Annotated in this window: 20 protein-coding genes; 7 read left to right on the top strand and 13 right to left on the bottom strand. The window is 60.4% G+C overall.

Features of this window, described 5'->3' with window-relative positions; translation table 11 throughout:
- Position 1: 1 nt before the first annotated feature.
- The 6 genes from ACA049_RS24250 to ACA049_RS24225 form a co-directional block, all read right to left on the bottom strand.
- Positions 2 to 1,150 carry an efflux RND transporter periplasmic adaptor subunit gene (locus ACA049_RS24250; protein WP_497330437.1) on the bottom strand — a complete coding sequence of 383 codons (1,149 nt, stop codon included), beginning with the start codon at positions 1,148 to 1,150 and terminating at the stop codon, positions 2 to 4.
- A gap of 204 nt (positions 1,151 to 1,354) precedes the next feature.
- On the bottom strand, positions 1,355 to 2,452 hold the full coding sequence (locus ACA049_RS24245) for a DUF1513 domain-containing protein (protein ID WP_497330435.1): 1,098 nt from the start codon (positions 2,450 to 2,452) through the stop codon (positions 1,355 to 1,357).
- Between the two features lie 14 nt (positions 2,453 to 2,466).
- On the bottom strand, positions 2,467 to 3,531 hold the full coding sequence (locus ACA049_RS24240) for an imelysin family protein (RefSeq protein WP_497330433.1): 1,065 nt from the start codon (positions 3,529 to 3,531) through the stop codon (positions 2,467 to 2,469).
- Positions 3,532 to 3,557: 26 nt separating this feature from the next.
- Positions 3,558 to 4,985 (bottom strand): di-heme oxidoreductase family protein, encoded by a 1,428-nt coding sequence (locus ACA049_RS24235; protein WP_497330431.1) that lies wholly within the window; start codon positions 4,983 to 4,985, stop codon positions 3,558 to 3,560.
- A gap of 321 nt (positions 4,986 to 5,306) precedes the next feature.
- Positions 5,307 to 6,656, bottom strand: a complete 1,350-nt coding sequence (locus tag ACA049_RS24230) for an imelysin family protein (RefSeq protein WP_219094608.1) — start codon at positions 6,654 to 6,656, stop codon at positions 5,307 to 5,309.
- 246 nt (positions 6,657 to 6,902) lie between these two features.
- The gene (locus tag ACA049_RS24225) at positions 6,903 to 8,954 is read right to left on the bottom strand and encodes a putative bifunctional diguanylate cyclase/phosphodiesterase (protein WP_497330429.1); all 2,052 of its coding nucleotides are present in this window, start codon (positions 8,952 to 8,954) and stop codon (positions 6,903 to 6,905) included.
- A gap of 1,966 nt (positions 8,955 to 10,920) precedes the next feature.
- Here ACA049_RS24225 and ACA049_RS24220 point away from each other — a divergent pair.
- The gene (locus ACA049_RS24220; RefSeq protein WP_497330427.1) at positions 10,921 to 11,283 is read left to right on the top strand and encodes a DUF6124 family protein; all 363 of its coding nucleotides are present in this window, start codon (positions 10,921 to 10,923) and stop codon (positions 11,281 to 11,283) included.
- Between the two features lie 60 nt (positions 11,284 to 11,343).
- On the opposite strand, the gene ACA049_RS24215 is transcribed toward ACA049_RS24220, so the two are convergent.
- The 3 genes from ACA049_RS24215 to ACA049_RS24205 all read right to left on the bottom strand — a co-directional run bounded on the left by ACA049_RS24215 (position 11,344) and on the right by ACA049_RS24205 (position 13,127).
- Positions 11,344 to 11,940, bottom strand: coding sequence for a superoxide dismutase (locus ACA049_RS24215; protein ID WP_010457614.1), 597 nt, complete (start codon positions 11,938 to 11,940; stop codon positions 11,344 to 11,346).
- Between the two features lie 176 nt (positions 11,941 to 12,116).
- Entirely contained in the window at positions 12,117 to 12,719 is a 603-nt protein-coding gene (locus ACA049_RS24210; protein ID WP_109634398.1) for a LysE/ArgO family amino acid transporter, read from the bottom strand.
- A 6-nt stretch (positions 12,720 to 12,725) separates the two neighbouring features.
- Positions 12,726 to 13,127, bottom strand: a complete 402-nt coding sequence (locus ACA049_RS24205; RefSeq protein WP_497330425.1) for an ACT domain-containing protein — start codon at positions 13,125 to 13,127, stop codon at positions 12,726 to 12,728.
- A 96-nt stretch (positions 13,128 to 13,223) separates the two neighbouring features.
- Here ACA049_RS24205 and ACA049_RS24200 point away from each other — a divergent pair, with 96 nt between their 5' ends.
- The 4 genes from ACA049_RS24200 to ACA049_RS24185 all read left to right on the top strand — a co-directional run bounded on the left by ACA049_RS24200 (position 13,224) and on the right by ACA049_RS24185 (position 17,251).
- Positions 13,224 to 14,117, top strand: a complete 894-nt coding sequence (locus ACA049_RS24200; RefSeq protein ID WP_497330423.1) for a LysR family transcriptional regulator ArgP — start codon at positions 13,224 to 13,226, stop codon at positions 14,115 to 14,117.
- A gap of 54 nt (positions 14,118 to 14,171) precedes the next feature.
- Entirely contained in the window at positions 14,172 to 15,164 is a 993-nt protein-coding gene (locus ACA049_RS24195) for an NAD-dependent epimerase/dehydratase family protein (RefSeq protein ID WP_497330421.1), read from the top strand.
- A 120-nt stretch (positions 15,165 to 15,284) separates the two neighbouring features.
- Entirely contained in the window at positions 15,285 to 16,160 is an 876-nt protein-coding gene (locus ACA049_RS24190) for an ATPase (protein WP_497330419.1), read from the top strand.
- Positions 16,161 to 16,402: 242 nt separating this feature from the next.
- Positions 16,403 to 17,251, top strand: coding sequence for a cache domain-containing protein (locus tag ACA049_RS24185; protein ID WP_497330417.1), 849 nt, complete (start codon positions 16,403 to 16,405; stop codon positions 17,249 to 17,251).
- A 108-nt stretch (positions 17,252 to 17,359) separates the two neighbouring features.
- Here ACA049_RS24185 and ACA049_RS24180 read toward each other — a convergent pair whose 3' ends face one another.
- Together ACA049_RS24180 and pobA are read right to left on the bottom strand one after the other, a co-directional pair.
- The gene (locus ACA049_RS24180) at positions 17,360 to 18,877 is read right to left on the bottom strand and encodes an MDR family MFS transporter (RefSeq protein WP_497330415.1); all 1,518 of its coding nucleotides are present in this window, start codon (positions 18,875 to 18,877) and stop codon (positions 17,360 to 17,362) included.
- A 79-nt stretch (positions 18,878 to 18,956) separates the two neighbouring features.
- Positions 18,957 to 20,141, bottom strand: coding sequence for a 4-hydroxybenzoate 3-monooxygenase (gene pobA / locus ACA049_RS24175; protein ID WP_497336958.1), 1,185 nt, complete (start codon positions 20,139 to 20,141; stop codon positions 18,957 to 18,959).
- 188 nt (positions 20,142 to 20,329) lie between these two features.
- On the opposite strand from pobA, the gene ACA049_RS24170 reads away from it, so the two are divergent.
- A complete protein-coding gene (locus ACA049_RS24170; RefSeq protein WP_497330413.1) occupies positions 20,330 to 21,226 on the top strand; it encodes a helix-turn-helix domain-containing protein in 897 nt (298 codons plus the stop codon).
- Between the two features lie 9 nt (positions 21,227 to 21,235).
- Here the strand turns inward: ACA049_RS24170 and ACA049_RS24165 are convergent, their stop codons facing one another.
- Together ACA049_RS24165 and ACA049_RS24160 are read right to left on the bottom strand one after the other, a co-directional pair.
- Entirely contained in the window at positions 21,236 to 21,412 is a 177-nt protein-coding gene (locus ACA049_RS24165) for a hypothetical protein (protein ID WP_176457761.1), read from the bottom strand.
- Between the two features lie 220 nt (positions 21,413 to 21,632).
- Complete coding sequence (locus ACA049_RS24160) at positions 21,633 to 22,538, bottom strand: LysR family transcriptional regulator (RefSeq protein WP_497330411.1); 906 nt, start codon at positions 22,536 to 22,538, stop codon at positions 21,633 to 21,635.
- A gap of 245 nt (positions 22,539 to 22,783) precedes the next feature.
- On the opposite strand from ACA049_RS24160, the gene ACA049_RS24155 reads away from it, so the two are divergent.
- The gene (locus ACA049_RS24155; protein ID WP_497330409.1) at positions 22,784 to 23,665 is read left to right on the top strand and encodes an MBL fold metallo-hydrolase; all 882 of its coding nucleotides are present in this window, start codon (positions 22,784 to 22,786) and stop codon (positions 23,663 to 23,665) included.
- The last annotated feature ends 5 nt before the right edge of the window (positions 23,666 to 23,670 follow it).

Genomic DNA, 23,670 nt, shown 5'->3' with positions numbered 1-23,670 from the left:
ATCAGTCAGTGCGTGGCTGACTGTTCTTATCGGTCAGGGTCTTGTCGTCGCTGATGGCAATGTGTGCGCCGTTGTCCAGTTTGATCTGACCGGCCGTGACCACTTTTTCGCCGTTCTGCACGCCTTTGGTAATCATCACCAGCCCGTCGCGGCGCTCGCCGGTTTCGATGAAACGCCGTTCGGCGATCAGGATCGGCTGGCCCTTGTCGTCTTTTTCGAGGCTGCCGTCTTCGGCCTTTTTCTGCGCGACGACGTAGAGCGAGTTGCCATACAGCGTGTAAGTAATCGCACTTTCCGGCACGACGATGCGTGGCTGCGGGTCGGGCAGCATCACTTGCAGGCTGGCGAACATGCCCGGCAGCAGTTTGCCGTCAGGATTGGCCAGGGTCGCGCGGACCTGCACGTTGCGGGTGCTGTTTTCGACTTTCGGGTTGATCGCGCTGATGGTGCCGGGGAAGGTCTGTGTCGGGTAGGCCGAGACAATGATCTGCACCGACTGGCCGATGCCGATTTTCGGCACCGACTGCTCGGGTACGAAGAAGTCGACGTAGAGGCTGCTGAGGTCTTGCAGGGTGGCGATCATGGTGCCGCTGGCCACATAGTCGCCGACATCGACCTGACGAATACCGATGGTGCCGCTGAACGGGGCGAGGATGCGCTTTTTCGCCAGCGACGCCTTGAGCTGGTTGACTGTGGCCTGGTCCTTTTTCCTGATCGCCGAGAGTCGGTCGAACTCCCCTTTGGAGATCGCCTGGCTGCCCACCAGTTGGCTGCCACGGTTGTAATTCACTGTCGACAGTCCCAGGTCCGCCATCGCGGTTTCCAGCAACGCCTGTTCCACACCGCTGTCGAGCTGCACGATCGGCTGACCGGCCTTGACCTGCTGCCCGGACTCGAACTGCACATCCATGACGGTGCCGGCGATTTCCAGGCTCAAGTCGACCCCTTGCAGCGCCTTGAGCGTGCCAACGGACGGCAGACGGGCTTGCCACGGGCGTTCGGCGGCCGTGGTCGCGGCGACATTGATCGGCGGTTTTGGCGCGGAAAAGCCTTGGATCATCGTGTAGATGGAGAAGGCTTTGTACCCGGCCAGCACCAGCACGATCAGCAGAACAACACCCAACATGATCAGCATGCGGCGACGCAGCATATTTCCACTTCCTTGGAGAAAATCAGGTGAGACAGTGGGGCACATTACTCCGAGTGCGGCAGTGAATCCAACTGCCACTTATTACAGGAACTCGCAAAACCTGTAGGAGCGAAGCTTGCTCGCGAAAGCGGTGTGTCAGCCAATGAAGATACCGACTGATAGGGCGCCTTAGCGAGCAAGCTTCGCTCCTACAAGAGGGAGAAGTCAGATGAGGTGGAGGTGGTTGTCCCAGAGGCCTGCGGGAAGGTCGAGCGGTTTTGCTACCAGATCTGTCTGGCGGCAATCGTAGTAGCGGCAGCGCCCCTGACCCGAGGTCACGACAAATCCGTCAGCCACGGCACCGACCCCGGCGCAGTCGGGAAGCGGCGCATCCAGGCGCACTTCGCCGCTGTCCATGTCCCAGATAAAAAAGCGGTTACCGCGCGGTGCGGTCAACGCGACCAGTCGCAAATCACTGTGGACCGCAACGCTGGCGGTGTAATGCCCCATCGCCTGCAACTGATGCTCGGGCACCGGGAACGCCACGAACGGTTGGCCCAGACGCTTGATCGCCAGCAACTCTGAAGACTCGTGGGACGGCCCCATGAACTGCTGGCCGGCGACGATGGTGCCGTCGCTGGCGATCCCCAGATGACGCACGCTGTTCATCTGCTGGGCGAGGGTTTCCTTGCTCAGCAGGGTGCCGTCGCGTTGCATCAATACCAGGCTCGGTTCCATCGCGTTGAGGTTCATCTCGACCCGGCTTTCCGCCTCGGTGCGAATGCCGCCGTTGGCCACCACCAAGGTTTCGCCATCCGGCATCCACGACACCTGATGCGGGCCGATGCCATGGGTGGAAATCTCGCCGCTGTGCACCAGCCGCTCACCTTCGAACTTATACACACCCAACAATCCGCGACCCGGATCGGAGGTGTCGTTCTCGGTGGCGTACAGCCAGTCGCCGCTCTTGTGAATCACCGCGTGACCGTAGAAGTGCCGGTTCGGCAGCGAGGCCACGGTTTGCAGCAGCGTGCCATCGCGCAGGTCGATCAGGTAACTCTCGGTGCCCGGACGCCGGGCGACGAACAGCGCGATCGGCAGCGTCGGGTGATTGATGATGTCGTGGCAACGCTGGCCGACCTGGGTGGCGAACACCCGGGTGCCGTCCAGCCGATAACCGACGGCGTAATGCTTGCCGTCGCCATCGTCCCGCGCCGAGAGCAGCAGCGGGCTCTTGTCCTTTTGCTTGAACAGCGTCCAGCCGCCCAGTGTTACTGCTCCCAGCAGCAAACTACCTAAAGTCAGAGCCTGACGTCGCAGCATGGCACTCGCCCTCATCAGTCACCGTCGTTGGCGTTGAAGCCCAGTTGGATGCCCAGCGCCTTGGCCAGTTCGCCTTCGTGCAGGCGATGGACGACGTTGAGGCTGTCGTAGATATCGTTGAGTTGCTGGCGCCCGGCGTCGTCGTTGAGCATGTCGGTCAACGGACGCTGATTGCTGGCGAACAGCTTCAGGGACGCGGCGTAAGCGGCGTCGATCTTGTCGGCCAACGGTTTCTGCTCGCTCGGCAACAGGCCGCGCAGGCCTTTGTTGTCGACGCCTTCCCACACTGTTTTGGCCGCGGCGAGGCTCGCTTCAAGACCGGTCAGGGACGACTGGCTGCGCCAGGCATCGGCCTGGAACGGTTGCGGCACGCCTTTGCTCTGGCGGCCCATCGGCGTGCCGAGTTTTTTCTTCAGGGTGTCGAGGGCGGTGACCTGGACACGCAGCAAATCGGCGATAGCCTCGTGGGAATCGGCGTAGCGCTGGTTCGGGAATTTGCTCATTTGCGCGAGCATGCCGTCGGTGTTGTTCCAGCTGTGCAGAATCTCTTCGGCCAGCAGTTTCTGACGCTCGCCGATGGCCTTCAACAGCGGGCAATACTTGGCTTTCTGTGCGTCGTTGGCCACGTCCGGCTTGCTGTCGAACAGAATGTATTCGTAGGCCGAGAGGCCTTGCACCACGACGCTGGACTTAGCCAGGGCGGCGGCATCGATCTGCGGCTGCGCGGTGACCAGTTGCTCGACCTGACGGCCGACCAGGTTTTTCTTGTCCGGCCAGAACTGCACCTGCCAGGCGCGATTGCCTTCGGCCAGCGGCCCGATCAGCAGCGGCTGCAACTCGGCCCAGGCTTTCTGTGCGTGCAGGAAGTCGGCGCGGGCGGTGTCGAGGTTTTCCTTGCCTTCGCAGTAGGCGAGGGCGCTGACGGCCAATTGGCGGTCGGCTTCAACCCAACGGGTGTAGGTCGGCAGGATCACCGATTTGGCGATGGCGGCCGAGGTGACGGCTTGCGGGTCCTGTGGCGAGCAAGCGCCGAGGGCGAGTGCTGCGAGGCTGGTGAACAACAATTTGGGACGGAACATGTCGGGCTCCCGCTATGGAATACGGTTTAAAGGGAATTCAAAAATGCCAGCAACGCGGCGCGCTGCTCGGCATTGAAAGACAAAACCTGTTGCTGGGCCGCTTTCGCTTCGCCGCCATGCCAGAGCACGGCTTCAAGCAGATTGCGGGCGCGGCCGTCATGCAGGAACTGGGTGTGGCCACTGACCGCTTGCGTCAGGCCGATGCCCCACAACGGCGGGGTGCGCCAGTCGCGGCCACTGGCCTGGAATTCGCTACGGTTGTCGGCCAGACCGTCGCCCATGTCGTGCAGCAGCAGATCGCTGTAAGGGCGAATTACTTGATTGGCCAGTTCAGGTTCGGCGGCGTTGGCGGCGGTGGTGTATTTCGGTGTGTGACAGGACTGGCATCCGGCCTGGAAAAACAGGTTCTTGCCGGCCAGCACTTCAGGCGCGTTGACGTCACGACGGGCCGGCACGGCGAGGTTACGGCTGTAGAACAGCACCAGGCGCAGGATGTTATCGCTGACCTCCGGCTCGCCATTCGGGCCGTTGCCATTGGGTGCCTGTTTGCAGGCGGTTTGCGCATCGGTGCAGTCGTCGAAGGGGCGCAGGCTGGTGGTCAGACCCATGTCGCCGGAAAACGCGTGGACGTTCTGCTGATTGAGGTTCGGTTGCCCGGCTTTCCAGCCGAACCGGCCGAGGACGGTCTTCTGCTGCACGTCGTCCCAGACCCGGTTCGGGCGTCCGGCGATGCCGTTTTTGTCCTTGGCCTGCGCCTCGGCATTGGCGAGGATTGCCTCGTCGGGGATGGCTTCGAGCAAACCCAGGCCAATCATCGGTGGGGCAACGCGGGCCGAGAAGCGGGTGTCGGGGTGCATCGGACCGTAACCCAGCTGGGTGATGTTCAGACTGGGCTTGCGCAGCTCGATTTCGGTGCCGTCCTTGAAACGGACCGGAACGGGGGTGTAATCGACACGCACTTTGCCTTCCGGAGTGACGCCGGGCACGGCCATGTCCTGGAACTGGCCGCCGTAGACCGGCTCCGGGACCACGCCGAGTTGCTCGATGACTTTGGCATACGCCGGCGCGTCCGGGATCGACAGGCGCACCAGCATCGATACCGCGTTCGCCGCATCAGGCGTCGGCGGATGACCGCGACCGTCCTTGATGTGGCAGCCCTGACAGGCGTTGGTATTGAACAGCGGACCGAGGCCGTCCCGGGCGGTGGTGGTCGACGGGGCGATCACCCAAGGGTTGCGGAAGAAACTGTTGCCGACGCTGAAATCCACTCGCCGTGACGGCGACAGGTTGGCGGAGGGCAGGGAGAAGGCGTTCTGATCAGTCTTGCGCACGGTCGCTGCGCCACCGGACCGGGCTTCACCGGGTTCGGCCTCGGTAAAACGCGGGGCGTCATCGCAGGCACTCAGGCCCAGGGCCAGAAACAGTGCGGACAAGCGAAGAAGCAGCGAGGGCATCAGACATCCTGCAAGACGAGCAAAACAAGGGCGCAAAGTCTAACAGGGCAAGGGAGATTGAATAAGAGGAATTATCGTTTGGTTGATGTGGGGCAGTGTTCGGCTGAAGACCGAGGCGCGACCATCGCGAGCAGGCTCGCTCCCACAGGATCTACGCAAGACCCTGTGGGAGCGGGCTTGCTCGCGAAAGCGGTGTTGGACGCACTGAAGATGTTGCAGCAGACGACGCCTTCGCGAGCAAGCCCGCTCCCACATTTGATCTGCGTTTTGGCCAATAAAAAAGGCGACCCGAAGGTCGCCTTTTTATTTAGCCAGCGTTGATCAGAACTCGTGATCAGCGTTGTCCGGGTTCAGGTCGCTGATGCCCAGTTTGCCAGCGGCGGCTTCGATCGAGCCGGTCTGCTTGACCAGGGCGGCGATCGCGTCGCGAACGATCTGGTTGCCAGCGGTGTTGCCGGCGGCGATCAGCTGGTCGTAGTGCTCACCCTTGTTGGCGTGATCGACGATGACCTGCATCTTGGCTTCAGTTGCGGCCAGGTCGGCTTTCAGCGCGGTGTCGGCAGCCGGATCGGCCTTGGCCACCAGCGACGACAGGCTGGCGCCGGTCATTTTGGTGCCGTCGACACGGGTGTATTCGCCCAGGTAGACGTTACGCACACCCTTGGCATCGTAGAACTGCGAGTTGTGGGTGTTGTCGCTGAAGCAATCGTGTTCGTCTTCAGGGGAGTTGGCTTCCAGGGAAACCTTCATGCGCTCGCCCGCCAGTTCGCCCAGGGACAGGCTGCCCATGCCGAACAGCATTTTGCGCAGGCCCGAATCAACCGGTTCGGCTTCCAGGGTGGCGCGGTAGTTGTCGGCCACGTTCGGCTTCCAGTTACCGACCATTTCTTCCAGGTCGCTGACCAGCAGTTGGGTCACAGACTTCAGGTAGGCGCGACGACGATCGTTGTGACCGCCCGTGGCACCTTTGCCTTCCAGGTAGTCGGAGGCGGGACGGTTGCCGGCGCCAGGGCCGGTGCCGTTCAGGTCCTGGCCCCAGAGCAGGAATTCGATGGCGTGGTAGCCGGTGGCGACGTTGGCCTCGGAACCGCCCAGCTCGTTCAGGCTGGCGAGTTTTTCCGGGGTGATGTCTTTGACGTCGATCTTGTCTTCGCCGACCTGAACCTGGGTGTTGGCGATGATGTTGGCGGTGGCGCCCGGGTTACCCAGTGCGTGTTCGTAGGATTTGTCGACGTAGTCGATCAGGCCTTCGTCCAGGGGCCAGGCGTTCACCTGACCTTCCCAGTCGTCGATGATGGTGTTGCCGAAGCGGAACACTTCGCTCTGCAGGTAAGGAACGCGGGCAGCAACCCAGGCAGCCTTGGCGGCTTTCAGGGTGTCGGCGTTCGGCTTGGCGAGGAAGGCGTCAACGGCGGTTTGCAGGGTCTTCGCGGTGGATTCGGCATCGCTGTAAACGGCGAAGACGATGTCGGCGTAATGCGCGACAACGGCTTTGGCGGCGGCTTCGTCGACTTTGCTGGTAGCGGCGGGAGCGGTGGCTGGAGCCGGCGCGGTCGTGCTGGCGGCCGGTGTAGGCGCTGGAGCTGCAGCTTTGTCTTTGCCTTCGCCACAACCGGCGAGGGAAATAGCGATGGCCAACAGACTGGCGGTAGCCAGAGGCATACGAATCATGGCGAACATCCTGCTTCGAGAGGGGGTGGTATGGCGCAGCGAATGCGCAAAACTGCGACATAATGCAAATCTTTCGCATTATGTGTAAAGGGTTGTGCTTGGAAATATTTCTTATTCAGAGGTCGTGTTGCGGTAGATCAAAAGATCGCAGCCTCGTTTCACTCGACAGCTCCTACACGCTCCCACATAAACCGCGTGCTTCTGTAGGAGCTGTCGAGTGAAACGAGGCTGCGATCTTTTGATCTTCTACAAAATAGCCGCGTTACTGCGCTGTGCCTGTTTCAGGTAGGCGCTCAGTTCCCGCGCCGGCAGCGGTTTGCTGTAGTGGTAGCCCTGACCTTCGTGGCAGCCTTCGGAAATGATGTAGGCCTCTTGCTCGGCAGTTTCCACGCCTTCGGCAATCACCTGCATGCCCAGGCTCTTGCCCAGCTGGATGATCGCCCGAACGATGGTGGCATCGTCGTCGTCATCGAGCAGGTCTTGCACGAAGCTCTTGTCGATCTTGATCTTGTCCAGCGGCAGGCTTTTCAGGTAGCTCAAGGATGAGTAACCGGTGCCGAAATCGTCGATCGCAATCAATGCGCCGGAGCGACGCAGGCTCAGCAGATGCTGGGCGGCGGTGCTGATGTCTTCCATCAGGCCGGTTTCGGTGACTTCCAGCTCCAGGCTGCGCGGTGGCAGGCGGTACATCTGCAGCAGGTTATTGACCACCCGCGGCAGCTCGGCGTGGTGGAGTTGCACCGTGGACAGGTTCACCGCCATGCGCAGGTCAATGAAACCCTGGTCATGCCATTCGCGCAGTTGTTTGCAGGCCTGATCCAGCACCCATTCGCCGATGGCGATAATGGTGCCGTTCTGCTCGGCCAACGGGATGAACAGGTCGGGCGGCACCAGGCCATGCTCGGGATGCTGCCAGCGAATCAGTGCCTCGACCCCCACCACGCGGTGATCGCGGTAGCTGATCTGCGGTTGATAGACGAGGTAGAACTGGTCCCGGCGCAGGGCGTCGCGCAGGTCTTTTTCCAGTTCCCGGCGGCGGCGCATCTCGGTGTCGACACTGGCGATGTAGAACTGATAACGGTTGCGCGAGCGGGTTTTCGCCAGCGTCATGGTCTGCTCGGCTTTTTGCAGCAACTTCTCGGTGCTGTCGCCGTCCTCGGGGAACAGGGTGATGCCAATGGTCGCGCGCAGGCGGATTTCCTGATGATCGAGGGCAAACGCCGCTTCCAGGTCATCGAGAATGCTTTGCGCCAGTTCGGCGGCTTCGTAAGGTTGTTCGATATCGGCCTGGACCAGGGCGAACTGGTCACCACCCAGACGGGCGAGGGCGCCGAGGCGACCGCTGTGGGCGCGCAGGCGATCGGCCAGGGCCAGCAGCAATTGGTCGCCGGTCTGATAGCTGAACTGTTCGTTGATACCTTTGAAGTCGTCCAGACCGACAACCAGCACGGCGACCCGGCGTTGCAATTTGCCAGCGTCGACGAGGATTTTGTCCAGTTGCTGTTGTAATTGCTGACGGTTCGGCAGACCGGTAAGGAAGTCGTACTGGGCCATGCGCAGCAGGCTGTTTTCCGCTTCGTGGCGCAGGTGGGTGTTGCGCTCGATGGATTCGAGCAACTGGTTGGCGGTGTTGATCCAGATTCCCAGTTCGTTCTTTTCGTGGCCCTTGAGTTGCGGAATCTTGTGTTCGCTGGGGCGGTCGGGATTGATTTCGGTCAGGTGTTCGATGATGCGCGACAGCGGTTTGGTCAGCAGCCAGTGGTAGACCAGGTACAGCACCAGACCCATGGCCAGGGCGCGTAATACGCCGGAGATGAAGATGATCACCGAGCTGACGATGAAACCCTGCCCGTAGGTCGCGGTGTCGAGGGTGATGCTGAGGTCGCCGTAATACTCGCTGTAGGGGCCGCGACCGACCAGTTGGGTGGTGAAGGTGCGTTCCTTGCCCAGGATCAGGTCGGTGAGCCAGCGGCTGTTGGAACGCTGCAACTCACGGGACTTTTGCGCGAGCATGGCTTCGTTGGGATGGCCGATGGAGGCCTGGCGCACGGCGTCGTCCTGGAACAGGCCTTCGATGACCTGCATGCCCATTTCCCGGTCCAGGCTGTAGACGGCCTGGGTCGAAGGGTCGCGGAACATGTCGAGGATGCGCTCGGCATCGTTGGCCACGGCCTGGCGTGTTTTATAGGCATCGAAGACGATCTGCGCGCAGCTCAAGACTACGCCGACGATCAATGCCGACAGGAGCACGACCCGGAGCAACTTCACCGACAAGCTGTTCTTGAGTTCCAGCTTCAAAGGGTTATTCCTTGTTCCGTGCGGGTAGCATCAAGTTGCCATGAGTATTGGCAATCCCGTGATGGCAGTCAAAGGGACAATCAACCTCAGGGTTTTTTGCCTGCAGCTTGGCCGAAATGCTGTTGTTTTGAGTATTTGCCCTATTCGTACTGTGTCGGTAGTTGGGTCCTTCAACTTGAGGGGGATTGGGACTATTTTTCCTTTTGTTGATGTTAGCCTGCTGTGGCGTGGGGGCAAGGGGCCGAACGCTGGTTTCATTGTCGGAGATTGGCTTGCTTGGCGGCCTTATAGCCGACCATGTTCTTGTTGGTTGTGTACATATCCATTTCTGCGGTAACAGCTGCTTATGGTTTCGCCCTTACGGCGACTCACTTTTTTTTCAAACGCCAAAAAAAAGTAAGCAAAAAAAGGCTCGCCCCAAACGTCCGGCCCCTCGCTAAGGCTCGGCGTTCCTTCGCTCCGGTATCCATCCGGGGACACTGCCCTACGGTTGGCTTCGCTGCACCTACATGCAGCGTGTTCGACTGCGTCGAACGGCGCTGCGCGCCACTCCCCGGATGAACACCTCCACTCAGCCTTCCGAAAGGGGCGGGTGGATCAAGATCAAGAGCTGCAGGCGAGCTAACGCTCGGCCTGTTGAGTGGTGAGGAGCCTCGGGTGTACACCGCCCCCCTGTAGGAGCTGTCGAGTGCAACGAGGCTGCGATCTTTTGATCTTGCCCTTGGCGGCCTAAAAGCCGACCAATCTCCCCCGGATGTACCCGATCCCCTGTAGGAGCTGTCGAGTGCAACGAGGCTGCGATCTTTTGATCTTGCCCCTGGCGGCCTAAAAGCCAACCAATCTCCCCCGGATGTACCCGATCTCCTGTAGGAGCTGTCGAGTGCAACGAGGCTGCGATCTTTTGATCTTGCCCTTGGCGGCCTAAAAGCCGACCTATCTCCCCCGGATGTACCTGATCTCCTGTAGGAGCTGTCGAGTGCAACGAGGCTGCGATCTTTTGATCTTGCCCCTGGCGGCCTAAAAGCCGACCAATCTCCCCGGATGTACCCGATCCCCCTGTAGGAGCTGTCGAGTGCAACGAGGCTGCGATCTTTTGATCTTGCCCTTGGCGGCCTAAAAGCCGACCAATCTCCCCCGGATGTACCCGATCCCCCTGTAGGAGCTGTCGAGTGCAACGAGGCTGCGATCTTTTGATCTTGCCCTTGGCGGCCTAAAAGCCGACCTATCTCCCCCGGATGTACCTGATCTCCTGTAGGAGCTGTCGAGTGCAACGAGGCTGCGATCTTTTGATCTTGATCTTGGCGGCCTAAAAGCCGACCAATCTCCCCCGGATGTACCCGATCCCCCTGTAGGAGCTGTCGAGTGCAACGAGGCTGCGATCTTTTGATCTTGCCCTTGGCGGCCTAAAGCCGACCAATCTCCCCCGGATGTACCTGATCCCCCTGTAGGAGCTGTCGAGTGCAACGAGGCTGCGATCTTTTGATCTTGCCCTTGGCGGCCTAAAAGCCGACCAATCTCCCCCGGATGTACTCGATCTCCTGTAGGAGCTGTCGAGTGCAACGAGGCTGCGATCTTTTGATCTTGATCTAGACGGCCTGCCAGCCGACCAATCACTTCCTGCTGCCCCCCGACTGTTTGTGTTGAACGATGTGTAAAAAACACAGCGTTTTCCCACGCATTTTTCAGGTTGCCGGGTAGGAAGCACTCTCTCTAACCTCTGGCTGTCGCTGAAAACTCAGCGATCGGGTGTGAGAGCCCGTAGAGGTTTTAATACAGCGCCAGTCCCACCATAATTGCCGCCAGCTTATCCGCTGCCTGCAATGTTCAATGGCGGCTGTGTGCGGGCAGACTTCGGTCTGGCCGGGTCTATTCCTCTACCGGTTTCTCACTCCGCACATAGCTGCCACCACTCCGTCGCGTGAGAAACGACTGGTGATGGCTCCAGTTTGATTAGAGGATTTTTAGTTTGGATAAGTTAATTCCCGATCCACCCGTCAACACCGCACCAACCACCGAAGCCAAAGCACTCCTCAAAGACCGCGAAGCCATAAAACGCGCCCTCGACTATTACCTCGATCCGCCGGACCAATACCTCGAAAAACCCCGTCGCCCGAGCACGATGTTCATGATCGCCCCCAACATGGACACCGAGAGTCTCCTGGCCCAAGCCTGCGAGTCCCTGGCCTCGGCGAGTGTCATGGCCAGCGATTTCGCCGCGAACCTGATTGGCCCGCAGCGCAACACGGTGCTGGCAATCCAGCAGATCATCATGCTGGCGGAGTTGGCGGTGAACCGGGCATTGGATAACGTCGATCCGCAAGCGGCCTGACTTTCCCCTGCCCATAAAAAAACCCGGCATAAAAGCCGGGTTTCTTGTCTGGCGTCGAGCTTAAGCCTTGAAGGTTTTGCCTTCAAATTGCTCAGCCACGAATTTCCAGTTGACCAGGTTCCAGAACGCTTCGACGTATTTCGGACGAACGTTGCGGTAGTCGATGTAGTAAGCGTGTTCCCAGACGTCGCAGGTCAGCAGCGGGGTGTCGCCGCTGGTCAGCGGGTTGCCGGCGCCGATGGTGCTGGCCAGGGCCAGGGAACCGTCAGCCTTTTTCACCAGCCAGCCCCAACCGGAACCGAAGGTGCCGATGGAGGTTTTGCTGAATTCTTCTTTGAACTTGTCGAACGAACCGAAGGAAGCGTTGATGGCTTCAGCCAGTGCGCCGGTTGGTTGACCGCCAGCGTTTGGCGCCAGGCAGTTCCAGTAGAAAGTGTGGTTCCAGACCTGAGCGGCGTTGTTGAAGATGCCGCCCGAGGAAGACTTGACGATTTCTTCCAGGGTCTTGCCTTCGAACTCGGTGCCTGGCACCAGGTTGTTCAGGTTCACGACGTAGGTGTTGTGGTGCTTGTCGTGGTGGTATTCCAGAGTTTCCTTGGAAATGTGCGGCTGCAGGGCATCGTGTGCGTAGGGCAGCGGCGGCAATTCGAAAGCCATGATGATTCTCCTAATCAGGTCAGTTGCGGTGAGCGCAAGGCCGATCACGGGCGGCCAGACAAGCGCCGGGGAGTTTGTACTCTTTGCGGCGCATCGGATCGGATCATAGCACCGGGGGTGCGGCATAACCACGCAACAACTGTGTGGAATAGAGGTTCCAGAGCCTTTTGGAATAATCAGGGTGCGACGATTAATTGAAACGCCACCGCAAACATCATCACCGCCACCAGCAGATCAAGAATTCGCCAGGTGCTGGGCCGGGCCAGCCACGGCGCCAACCATGCGGCGCCGAGTGCCAAGGTGAAAAACCACAACAACGACGCACTCGCGGCCCCCACCACATAAGCGCCGGGCTCGGTTTGTTGCGCGCCGAGAGAGCCGATCAGCAACACCGTATCCAGATAGACGTGCGGGTTTAGCAACGTCACGGCCAAGGCGCTGAGCATCACCGCACGCAGCGAGCGCACAGTCTGGTTTTCACCTTGTTGCAGGCTTTGTTTCGAACACGCCCGACGCAGCGCCTGACTGCCATACCAAATCAGAAACACCGCGCCACCCCAACGGGCGACCGCCAGCAGGGTCGGGTTTTGCGCCAGCACCGTCGCCAGGCCGAATACGCCGGCGGCGACCAATAAGGCATCGCAGGTTACGCACAGGGCCGCCACCGGCAGGTGATGTTCACGCCGAAGGCTTTGCGCCAGCACAAAGGCGTTCTGGGTGCCGATCGCCATGATCAGGCCCGCGGCCACCAACAGGCCGTTCACATAGCTTTGCCACATAAGGTTTTACTCCGCGTTGGCTGCCAGGTCCCGCAGCACTTCAAGGGCGCGTTGGGCATCGGCCTGACCGACGAATAAATGGTCGTGGTAGTAACCGGCAATCACGTTGCAACTGATGCCGGCCTGGCCCAACGCCGTGGCGAAGGCGGCGGTGAGGCCGACGGCTTCGAGGGCCGAGTGCACGTTCAAGGTGATCCAGGCCGCGACATAGTCGAAGCTGAAACCGGCCTGTTCCGCGTGGGAACGTTCCAGAATCACTGTCAGGCCTTCTTGCTCGCGGAAACTGCCGACGATCTCGAGACCGGCAGGCAACTGGCCGTCGCGCAGGGTGCAGAACACGTATTCGCCGGCGTTGAGCTGCGGGCTCATGCTGCGCAGTAACGTTGCCAATGAAGTTTCGCCAGCCATGTCGGTGTTCCTTGTTCAAGAGTTCTTGCTGGCCATTCTCCGGTGCAACGTTGTATAAGAAAAACCAATCATGCTGATCGCTCATTAGGAAAACTGATGTTCGACTATAAATTGCTTTCTGCCTTGGCCGCGGTGGTCGAACAGGCGGGATTTGAACGCGCAGCGCAGGTGCTGGGCTTGTCGCAATCGGCGATCTCCCAGCGCATCAAGCTGCTGGAGGCGCGGGTTGGTCAGCCGGTGTTGGTGCGGGTCACGCCGCCAGCCCCGACTGAAATTGGGCGGCGGCTGCTCAACCATGTCCAACAGGTGCGTTTGCTTGAGCGAGATCTACAGACGCTGGTCCCGGCGCTGGACGAAGAAGGTCTGCCGGAACGCCTGCGCATCGCCCTGAACGCCGACAGCCTCGCTACTTGGTGGGCCGCCGCCGTCAGTGATTTCTGCGCCGAGCAACACCTGCTGCTGGATCTGGTCGTCGAAGACCAGACGGTGGGCCTCAAACGCATGCGCGCTGGCGAAGTGGCCGCGTGCATTTGCGCCAGCGAGCGTCCGGTGGCGGGCGCGCGCAGCGTGTTATTGGGCGCCATGCGTTATCGAGCGCTGGCCAGTCCGGCGTTTATCGTCCGTCATTTTCCTGAAGGCGTGCGTGCTGATCTGCTGGCGAAAACTCCGGCGCTGGTGTTTGGTCCGGACGATTTCCTACAGCATCGCTACCTCGCGTCCCTCGGGGTCGACGGCGGTTTCGAACATCATTTGTGCCCATCGTCTGAAGGTTTCATTCGCTTGACCGAGGCCGGACTGGGCTGGGGCCTGGTGCCGGAATTGCAGGTGCGCGAGCAACTGGAGCGGGGTGTATTGCAGGAGCTTTTGCCAGATAAGCCCATCGATGTGCCGCTGTACTGGCATCATTGGCGCAATGGCGGGCAGCTGCTGGGGTTGCTGACCGATCAATTGGTGCGTTCGTCGAAGCAATGGCTGGTGCCGTTGGACTGACGGGCAGCGTCAAGACTCACGCATTACGCAAAACGAAACACATCGGAGCTCTACATGAAAATTCTGGTCACCGGCGCAAGCGGCTTCATTGGCGGACGCTTTGCGCGTTTTGCCCTGGAGCAAGGCCTGGACGTGCGGGTCAATGGTCGCCGGGCCGAAAGCGTCGAACACCTGGTGCGCCGTGGCGCCGAGTTTATCCCGGGCGACCTGAGCGATCCGGAACTGGCGCGCGAGCTGTGTTCCGATGTCGAAGCAGTGGTGCATTGCGCTGGCGCGGTCGGTTTGTGGGGGCGTTATCAGGACTTTCATCAAGGCAACGTGCAGGTCACCGAAAACGTGGTCGAGGCCTGCCTGAAGCAGCGCGTGCGGCGCCTTGTGCATTTGTCGTCACCGTCGATCTACTTCGATGGCCGTGATCATCTGGGGCTGACCGAAGAACAGGTGCCAAAACGTTTCAAGCACCCTTACGCCGCCACCAAGTTTTTGGCCGAACAAAAGGTCTTCGGCGCCCAGGAATTCGGCCTCGAAACCCTCGCCCTACGCCCGCGTTTCGTGACCGGGGCCGGTGACATGAGCATCTTCCCGCGCCTGCTGAACATGCAGCGCAAGGGCCGCCTGGCGATCATCGGCAATGGCCTGAACAAGGTCGATTTCACCAGCGTGCAAAACCTCAATGAAGCGTTGCTGAGCAGTCTGCTGGCCAGTGGTTCGGCCTTGGGCAAGGCCTACAACATCAGTAACGGTACGCCGGTGCCGTTGTGGGATGTGGTCAATTACGTGATGCGCAAGATGGAAGTCCCACAAGTGACGCGCTACCGTTCCTACGGTCTGGCCTACAGCGTTGCGGCGCTCAACGAAGGGGTGTGCAAACTGTGGCCGGGGCGTCCCGAGCCGACGCTGTCGCGGCTGGGCATGCAGGTGATGAACAAAAATTTCACCCTGGACATCAGCCGCGCCCGGCATTATCTGGATTACGATCCGAAAGTCAGTCTCTGGACGGCGCTTGACGAGTTCTGCGGCTGGTGGAAGGCCCAGGACATCCGCTGACTTTGCGGTGACCCGTCTGCCAGTACTGAACCGAGTTTGGCGTTGAGGGTCAATCGGTGCGGCAGTGGGGTTTATACTCGCCGCATACAGCCATCACCGCGTTCCACAAAGGTTGACTCAATGTCCATGCGTAACGATGCCAACGACGACTTCGACGATGTCCCTAGCCTGCGTGCCGACGTCCTCGACGACGATGATTTTCCAACCACGACCCGTACCTCCGTACATTCGCGGACGGCGCCGGTGGTCAAGGTCAAAAGTGCCAGTACCGGCCCTCTGTGGGCCTTGGTCGGCGCCTTGTTCTTTGCGTTCGCTGGCCTTGCCTGGTGGAGCTTTCAGCAGATTTCGCTGATGGAACAGCAACTGGTAGCAACCCAGGAAAGTTTCGCGCGCATCAGTGAGGATGCGGCGGGGCGTTTGCAGGATATTTCCGGCAAGGTGGTCGCCAGCCAGACCAATGTCACCAGCGACAGCGAAGCCCTGAAGCTGCAAATCAAGCAGCTGGAAACCCAGTTGCAGGATCAAAGCAAACAGCAGCAAGGCGTTGTCGGCCAGACCAGTGATCTGGACAAGCGTCTGGCCCAGATGACCGCGCAAACCACCGATCTGGACAAGCGCCTGGCGCAGATAACCGCCCAGAGCACCGAGCATCAGACTGCCAACACGCAATTGCAGGCCCAGGTCAAAGCCTTGAGCACTGAGTTGGCTGCGCTGAAAAGCGCCCCGGACGACTCCAGCAAATTCGACGCCCAGCTCAAAAGCCTCGGCGCCGACATCGTTGCGCTGAAGAAACAAGGCAACCCGAGCGCCGCCATCGAGCGTCTGGAACAAGACATGATCGTACTCAAAAGCGAGCAGGACAACCGCCCGTCTCCTGCGCAAGGCGCCACCAATACCGCCGAGTTTGACGCCTTCCGCGGCCAGACCACCCGCAACATCAACACCCTTCAGGCGCAGATTCAGAATCTGCAGCAACAACTCCGCGCAAGGCAGTAAGCCTTCGGCGGGCTTTTGTGTAGCAGCTGTCGAGCCCCGGCGAGGCTGCGTTCGGCGGCGCAGCCGTCGTGAAATCAGGCGATGTGCTTTTTCAGGTAAACCGCGTTCTCAGGGTTTACGACGGCTTCGCCGCTGAACGCAGCCTCGCCGGGGCTCGACAGCTGCTACGGGGCCTGAATGTTCGTACATATCCCATAGCCGTCTACGCTCTTGAAACACCGACAAGAACGAGGGGATGCGCTATGGGGGTTCTGCACAAGTTGGCCGTGCTGGGGGGGATGCTGTTGCTGTGCCTGGGGCAGGTCCAGGCCGCGACGGTGGAAAAGGACGACAGCCAGGCCGCCAAAGCCTTGCTGGAAAAAGCCTTGGCTTACTACCACGACAATGGCGACAAGGCCTTCGCGGCGTTCAGTCGTCAGGGCGAGTTTGTCGACAAGGATCGTTACGTCTTCGTGGTCGACACCAAGGGCGTGATGCTCGCCAGCGGCGGGCCCTCTTCGGCGCTGATCGGGCGTGATGTGTCCGAAACCCTGGGGCCGGACTTGCAGAAAGCCTTCAAGGACGCCTTGAACGTGCCGGAGGGCAATGGCATCCAGCAGGCCGAATATCGCTGGCAGAACTGGTCCGACGGCAAGGTCGAGCGCAAGCATGTGTTCTATCAGCGCGTTGGCCAGCGGATTCTGGCCGTGGGTTACTACCTGCCACGGGCGTCGGCGGAGCAGGCGATGGCCTTGCTGAACAAAGCGGCGACCGATCTGGCCAAGGACGAGAAGGGCACGCTGACCGCGATCAATTCCCTCAAGGGCGGCTACTTGCAGGATGACCTGTACGTGTTCGTCGTCGACCTCAACACCCAGCGCTACGTGGCTCACGGCACCAACCTGCGGTTGATCAACACCGACTTCGGCAAGATCAAGGACCCGGAAGGCAAACCGGTGGGTGAGCCGATCCTGGCGTTGATTGCCAAACAGGATTACGGCGAATACGAATACCGCTGGAAAAACCCGGTGACCGGCAAGGTGGAAGACAAGCATGCCTACCTGAAGAAGGTCGGGCATTTTCTGGTAGCGGTGGGGTATTACAGCCCTTGATTCTCTGGTGTCTGTGAGGACGCCTTCGCGGGCAAGCCTCGCTCCTACAGGGATTGCGCTGTACCTGTAGGAGCGAGGCTTGCCCGCGAAGGCCGCGACTCGGTCTATCTATCGGACCTTATCCTCCCGCCCCCGCAACACCCTGTTCGGCATCGCGATCGCCGCCGCCAGCCCCAGCAACGACACCGCCGCACTCACCATCAATAAATGCCGAAAGGTCAGCAACAACTCGGCACGCAAGGCGTTCTGCGCCTCCCCCGGTGCAGCGTTCAAACCATCCAGCAACACATTCCCCGAATGGCCCTCGGCAATCACCGACGAACCGGCCAGGTGGGCGAAGCTCGAGTCCTGCAACAGCGCCAGCAGCAGCGCCGACATCAACGCCACACCCACCGCGCCGCCCAGCGAGCGGAACAGGTTGGTGGTGCTGGTGGCCACGCCGATGTCCCGCTGTTCCACCGAGTTCTGCGTGCCGACCAATGAAGTCGGGAATTGCATGCCGCTGGCGATCCCGCTGAGCAGCATAAACAGACTGCTGAGCAAGAATGCCTGGGGCGGACTGAACGCCATGCCGAGAATCGAGATCGGCATGAGCACCGCCCCCGTCAGGATCATCGGTTTATAGCGCCCGGTCACCGAGGTCCGGCGCCCGGCGAAATAAGCCCCGATCGGCAAGCCCATGGCCAGCGGCAACAGGTGCAACGCGGCGCTGTCGGCCCCGGCGCCGGTGACGCTCTGGAAGCGCAGCGGCATCAGCACGATCAGCGAAATGGCCTGGAAACTGGTGAAGAAAATCGTGCACCAGCACAGGATCGCGTTGCGGTTGGCGAACAGGTGCATCGGCAGCAACGGCTCCCGCGCCCGGCGTTCATGCCAGACGAACAGCGCCAGCACCAACACCGCACACCCGAGCAGGCCCAGCACCTCGGCGCTGCGCCACGAATGCCCCTGACCGACTTCGGTGATGCCCAGCAATAAGGCCGTCAAACCGATGATCATCAGCACTGTACCGAGGTAGTCGATGATCGGTTTGCGCTGTGGCACGGGTAAACCCACCAATGTGCGATTGGCCACCAGCCAGGCACCGAGGCCCAGCGGCAGGTTGATCAAAAACACCCAGCGCCACGACAGGTATTCGGTCATGTAGCCGCCGAGCACCGGGCCAGCGACACTGGCCACCGCGTACATGCTGCTGAAATAACCCTGATAACGACCACGTTCCCGAGGTGGGACGATGTCGCCGATGATCGCCTGGCTGACCGAAATCATCCCGCCCGCGCCGATGCCCTGGATGATCCGCGCCAGCACCAGTTGCTCCATGCTCTGGGCCATGCCGCAGAAGAACGAGGCGAGGGTGAACAACCCCATGCCGAACAGCATCAACTTGCGTCGGCCGTACAGATCGCCGAGCTTGCCGTAGATCGGCACCGCCACGGTCATCGCCACCATGTAGCCGGAAATCACCCAGGCCAGCAGGCTGACGTCCTTGAATTGCGCGGAGATGGCCGGCATGGAAACGGCGACGATGGTCTGGTCCAGTGCGCCGAGAAAGATCGCCAGCATCAGGGCGATCAGCACGCTGCGAATGGCCGGTTTGGGCGTTTCAGGCTGGTTGAGATTGGTCACGGGCGGAACCTGCGGGCAGTGATTGACCCGCACGCCGCCAGGCGAACGGGGATGCTCGCCAGTGTAAGTCGGTAGCAGGCTATTCGATAGCCTCATAAGGAAGCCCGACGTAATTTTCTGCAATGGTTTTTCGACCGGCCTCGGAGTCGATGAAATAGTCCAGTTCCGACTCGCTGATGCGCTGGCTGAAGGCGTCATGATCGTCGAAGCGGTGCAGCATCGAGGTCATCCACCAGGAAAACCGTTCGGCTTTCCACACCCGACGCAGGCAGATTTCAGAGTATTTCTCCAGCAAGTCCAGGCGTCCCTCGCTGTAAACCTTCTGCAAAATAGTGAACAAGGTGCTGACGTCGCTGGCCGCCAGGTTCAGGCCTTTGGCGCCAGTGGGCGGGACGATGTGCGCCGCGTCGCCGACCAGGAACATCCGCCCGTACTGCATCGGTTCGACGACAAAACTGCGCAGCGGCGCGATGCTCTTTTCGATGGACGGCCCGGGCACCAGGGAGTCGGCCAACGCAGCAGGTAGACGGGATTTGAGTTCATCCCAGAAACGCTGATCCGGCCAGTCCTCGACCTTCTCGTCCGCTGGCACTTGAAGGTAATAACGCGTGCGGGTCGCCGAACGCATGCTGCACAGGGCAAATCCACGTTCGTGGCGGGCGTAGACCAGCTCTTCGTGAACTGGCGGCGTATCGGCGAGAATCCCCAGCCAGCCAAACGGATAGACGCGCTCGAAAACCTTCAGGCACTCGGCAGGAATCGACTGCCGCGCCACGCCATGGAAGCCGTCGCACCCGGCGATGTAGTCGCAATCGAGGCGATACGTCTCGCCATCCTTTTCAAACGTCACGTACGGTTCTGCGGTTTTCATCCCATGGGGAACGACGTTGCCGGCCTGGTAAATCGTCTGCGCGCCGGCCTCCCGACGAGCGGCCATCAAGTCCCGGGTGACTTCGGTCTGGCCATAGATCATCACGGTTTTGCCACCGGTCAGGGCGTGCAAATCGATGTGCACCCGGCGCCCGTCGAGGGCCAGTTCGAAGCCGCCATGGACCAGCCCTTCGGCGTCCATGCGCTGACCCACCCCGGCTTGGCGCAACAGCTCTACCATGCCTTGTTCGAGGACACCGGCGCGGATTCGGCCGAGCACATAGTCCGGGGTCTGGCGTTCGAGAATCAGGGTGTCGATTCCGGCGTTATGCAGCAACTGGCCGAGCAGTAAACCGGCAGGACCGGCGCCAATGATGGCGATTTGGGTTTTCAGCATTTTCATTGTTGTTATGACTCGCAAGCTTCACGCGACCACGGCCGGTGAATGATTTTTATGGATCGAGTGCTTGCATTTTTCCCTTGCGGGTCTGTCAATTGAAGGTGAAAACTGAGCCGATACCTGTACATTCTGCCAATCGGTGCGATTATCGCCCGTAACCCTTTGAGGCCTGGATTGAAGTGATGAACAAGCCTGACCTGCCTTCGATTCCAGTGTTCAAGCTCTACGGTGAAAGCCTGGACTGGCCGACCCCCGACTTGCTGCACTGTGAAACCATTTCCAAACGCAGCCGCGAACACCAATGGGAAATCAAACCCCACCGTCACGCCGATTTGTGCCAGTTGCTCTTCGTATTCAAAGGTCAGGCAGAGCTTGAAATCGAAGGCAGACACACGCAACTGACAGAACCTGCGATCCTGATCCTGCCGCCGTTATCGGTGCATGGTTACCGGTTTTCCGAGGACGTCGAAGGGTTCGTCGTGACCCTCGCCGCGCCGCTGATTACCCATCTTCAGGCGCAGCTGGGCAACTCGGTGAACGCCCTGGCCCAGGCCGAAAGCTACCCGGCGGGCAAGGAAAGCGACTACCTCAACAGCCTGTTTTCAGCGCTGCAAGACGAATACACCGGTCACCAACCCGCGCGCGAGATGCTCATGCATTCGCTGGTCAGCGTGATCATGGTCTGGGTGAGTCGTCAGGTGATTTCGCGCCGCGCCGCCAGCCAGCGTCCGCAACGGGCCCGGGAATACCTCAACGGTTTTATCCAACTGGTGGAAGAGACTTACCGCCAGCACGTCAAGGTCGAGGACCTGGCGCATCGGCTAGGGATTTCCGTGTCGCACCTCAACGGCACTTGCCGTGAATTGGCGGGACAACCGGCGTTGCAGATCATGCACGAGCGTCAGTTGCTCGAGGCCAAGCGCTTGCTGACCTATACGAGCATGACCATTTACGAAATGTCTGACGTGTTGGGGTTTTCCGATCCAACCAACTTCACACGCCTGTTCCGGCGTCGGGTGGGGATCTCGCCCAAGGCGTTCCGCGACCGCTTGAAGGCCGATCAGGACAACGAGGCCTGACCGCCTTCGTTACCGAAGGGCGTTGAGGGTCGCGTTGTGGGGAATGCAGCGCTCGAAGTTACAACTCGCGTAGTCGCGGGGCAGTTGCCGCAACTGCTCGACACGCCAGGCGGCGGTGCCATACAGCGCCAGCGTTGCCGCGCAGGTGATGAAAATGGCGAGGTATCTTCTTGTTTTGGTGTTCATGGCGTTGACCTCTGAACGAATACCCTTCGGTACTACTTTCAGCATAGGTCAGCGCGGGTGAGTTTCCAGTAACAGGGTCTGCGCATGTAACCCGACATTCAGAACACTGATATCCCCCTGTGGGAGCGGGCTTGCTCGCGAAGGCGGTGGGTCAGTCGCCATCATTGTTGAATGATCGGCCGCCTTCGCGAGCAAGCCCGCTCCCACGGTTTTGATCAGGTTACAGGCCGATATCCCATTCGGGCTCTTCGGGGAATCTCAAGACCAGAAAACCCAGCATGCTGCGCAGCGCCGCCGGCATGTGTTTGCGCGAGGCGTACACCGCATACACGCTCATCTGCCGGGGCTCGGCCTGGGGTAGCAGGCGAATCAGCTCGCCACTGTGGATATGCACGCCCGCCTGATAACTGGGCAGCATCGCCACGCCCGCCCCGGCGAGGGTGGCGCGCAGCAGCGTGCTGGCTTCGTTGGCGCTGATGTTGCCCTGGACCGGCACCGACACCGGCTCGCCATCCTCCTCGAAATGCCACAGGCTTTTGCCGAAATAGGAGTGAGTCAGGCAGTTGTGCTGGCTCAAGTCCTCGACCCGTTGCGGCGTCGGGTGTTCGCTCAGGTAAGCGGGAGAGGCGCAGATCACCGAGCGGCAGACCGTCAGCCGGCGGGCGATCAGGTTCGGGTCCAGGTCGTTGCTGGTGCGGATCGCCAGGTCGATGCGTTCATCCACCAGGTTCACCGTGCGGTCGAGCATCTGCATGTCGATGCTGACGCCGGGATAGCGTTTGACGTACGCGGCCATGGCATCCGCCAGTTGCGCCTGGCCGAACGAGGTGCTGACGCTGATACGCAGCAAGCCGCGGGGCGCCTCGTCCGGCTCGCTGACGGCGGCTTGCATGTCGGTGGACAGGTCGAGCATCTGACGACAGCGGGGCAGGATTTCGCTGCCGGCGGCGGTCAGGCTCAATTTGCGCGTGGTGCGGTGCATCAGGCGTGCGCCGACCCAATCCTCCAGCTCCGCCAGATAACGCGAAACCACCGGCCGTGACAGGTCCAGATGATCGGCGGCGGCCGACTGGCTGCCGAGGTCGACCACCGAGACGAACACCCGCATTGCTTGTAGACGATCCATGATTTGCCCGCTTTCAGAAACAAACTATGTTCAAGCATCGCATTTTTTGTACTGAGTCAGGCAACTAAGCTCTGTCCCCGTAGGACCTGCGTAGGAGCTGTCGAGTGAAACGAGGCTGCGATCTTTTGATCTTGCTTTTAAAAAGATCAAAGTCAAAAGATCGCAGCCTCGTTTCACTCGACAGCTCCTACACAGCTCCTACAGGACCCTCGGCTAAATATGCCATTCGGACAACGGAGCGACAGATGATAGGTTTCACAACGATCAAGCGTATTTTGCTGGCCACTGCCACCCTCGGCTTCGCGGCCCACGCCGCGGCGGCATCGACCCTGACCCTGGACGTGTACAACCCGGGCGACAAGGCAATCTTCCCGGTGACCTCGGTACTGGTCAGCGGCGAGAAAGAAGCGATTCTGGTGGACGCGCAATTCGGCAAGTCACAGGCCGAACAAGTGGTCGAGAAGATCCGCGCCAGCGGCAAGCAACTGACCACCATCTACATCAGCCACGGCGACCCGGATTACTACTTCGGCCTCGACACCCTGACCGCCGCATTCCCGAACGCAAAAGTGCTGGCCTCGCAGCCGACCGTGGATCACATCAAGCACACCGTCGACGGCAAACTGGCGTTCTGGGGCCCGAAAATGGGTGCCGACGTGCCGGCCAAAACCATCGTGCCCAGCGTACTCAAGGGCGACAGCCTGATGCTTGAAGGGCAGAAATTGCAGGTGGTGGGCCTGGACGGCAAGCAGCCGGATCGCACCTTTGTGTGGATTCCGTCGATCAAGGCAGTGATCGGTGGCGTGGTCGTCGCAGAAAACATTCATGTGTGGATGGCTGATACGCAAACCGCGCAATCCCACGCCGATTGGTTGACTACGCTGCATGCCATCGAAACCCTGAAACCGAAAACCATCGTGCCGGGGCATTACCTGGGTGAGAGCGCCCGTTCTTTGGCAGCCGTGCAGTTCACCGCCGATTACATCAAGGCCTTCGACGAAGAAACCGCCAAGGCCAAGGACTCCGCCGCATTGATCGCGGCGATGAAAAAACGCTTCCCGACGCTGGGCGAAGAAAGCTCGCTGGAGCTGAGCGCCAAAGTCGCCAAGGGCGAGATGAAGTGGTAACTCGC

It is taken from the genome of Pseudomonas sp. LBUM1662, assembly GCF_059695915.1.
This window is presented reverse-complemented; position numbering and strand designations above follow the sequence as displayed.

Bases quoted from the DNA above. Each gene is read 5' to 3' on its own strand.
- ACA049_RS24250 (WP_497330437.1), bottom strand. From the start codon at position 1,150: ATGCTGCGTCGCCGCATGCTGATCATGTTGGGTGTTGTTCTGCTGATC.
- ACA049_RS24245 (WP_497330435.1), bottom strand. From the start codon at position 2,452: ATGCTGCGACGTCAGGCTCTGACTTTAGGTAGTTTGCTGCTGGGAGCA.
- ACA049_RS24240 (WP_497330433.1), bottom strand. From the start codon at position 3,531: ATGTTCCGTCCCAAATTGTTGTTCACCAGCCTCGCAGCACTCGCCCTC.
- ACA049_RS24235 (WP_497330431.1), bottom strand. From the start codon at position 4,985: ATGCCCTCGCTGCTTCTTCGCTTGTCCGCACTGTTTCTGGCCCTGGGC.
- ACA049_RS24230 (WP_219094608.1), bottom strand. From the start codon at position 6,656: ATGATTCGTATGCCTCTGGCTACCGCCAGTCTGTTGGCCATCGCTATT.
- ACA049_RS24215 (WP_010457614.1), bottom strand. From the start codon at position 11,940: ATGGCTTTCGAATTGCCGCCGCTGCCCTACGCACACGATGCCCTGCAG.
- ACA049_RS24210 (WP_109634398.1), bottom strand. From the start codon at position 12,719: ATGTGGCAAAGCTATGTGAACGGCCTGTTGGTGGCCGCGGGCCTGATC.
- ACA049_RS24205 (WP_497330425.1), bottom strand. From the start codon at position 13,127: ATGGCTGGCGAAACTTCATTGGCAACGTTACTGCGCAGCATGAGCCCG.
- ACA049_RS24200 (WP_497330423.1), top strand. From the start codon at position 13,224: ATGTTCGACTATAAATTGCTTTCTGCCTTGGCCGCGGTGGTCGAACAG.
- ACA049_RS24195 (WP_497330421.1), top strand. From the start codon at position 14,172: ATGAAAATTCTGGTCACCGGCGCAAGCGGCTTCATTGGCGGACGCTTT.
- ACA049_RS24190 (WP_497330419.1), top strand. From the start codon at position 15,285: ATGTCCATGCGTAACGATGCCAACGACGACTTCGACGATGTCCCTAGC.
- ACA049_RS24185 (WP_497330417.1), top strand. From the start codon at position 16,403: ATGGGGGTTCTGCACAAGTTGGCCGTGCTGGGGGGGATGCTGTTGCTG.
- ACA049_RS24170 (WP_497330413.1), top strand. From the start codon at position 20,330: ATGAACAAGCCTGACCTGCCTTCGATTCCAGTGTTCAAGCTCTACGGT.
- ACA049_RS24165 (WP_176457761.1), bottom strand. From the start codon at position 21,412: ATGAACACCAAAACAAGAAGATACCTCGCCATTTTCATCACCTGCGCG.
- ACA049_RS24160 (WP_497330411.1), bottom strand. From the start codon at position 22,538: ATGGATCGTCTACAAGCAATGCGGGTGTTCGTCTCGGTGGTCGACCTC.
- ACA049_RS24155 (WP_497330409.1), top strand. From the start codon at position 22,784: ATGATAGGTTTCACAACGATCAAGCGTATTTTGCTGGCCACTGCCACC.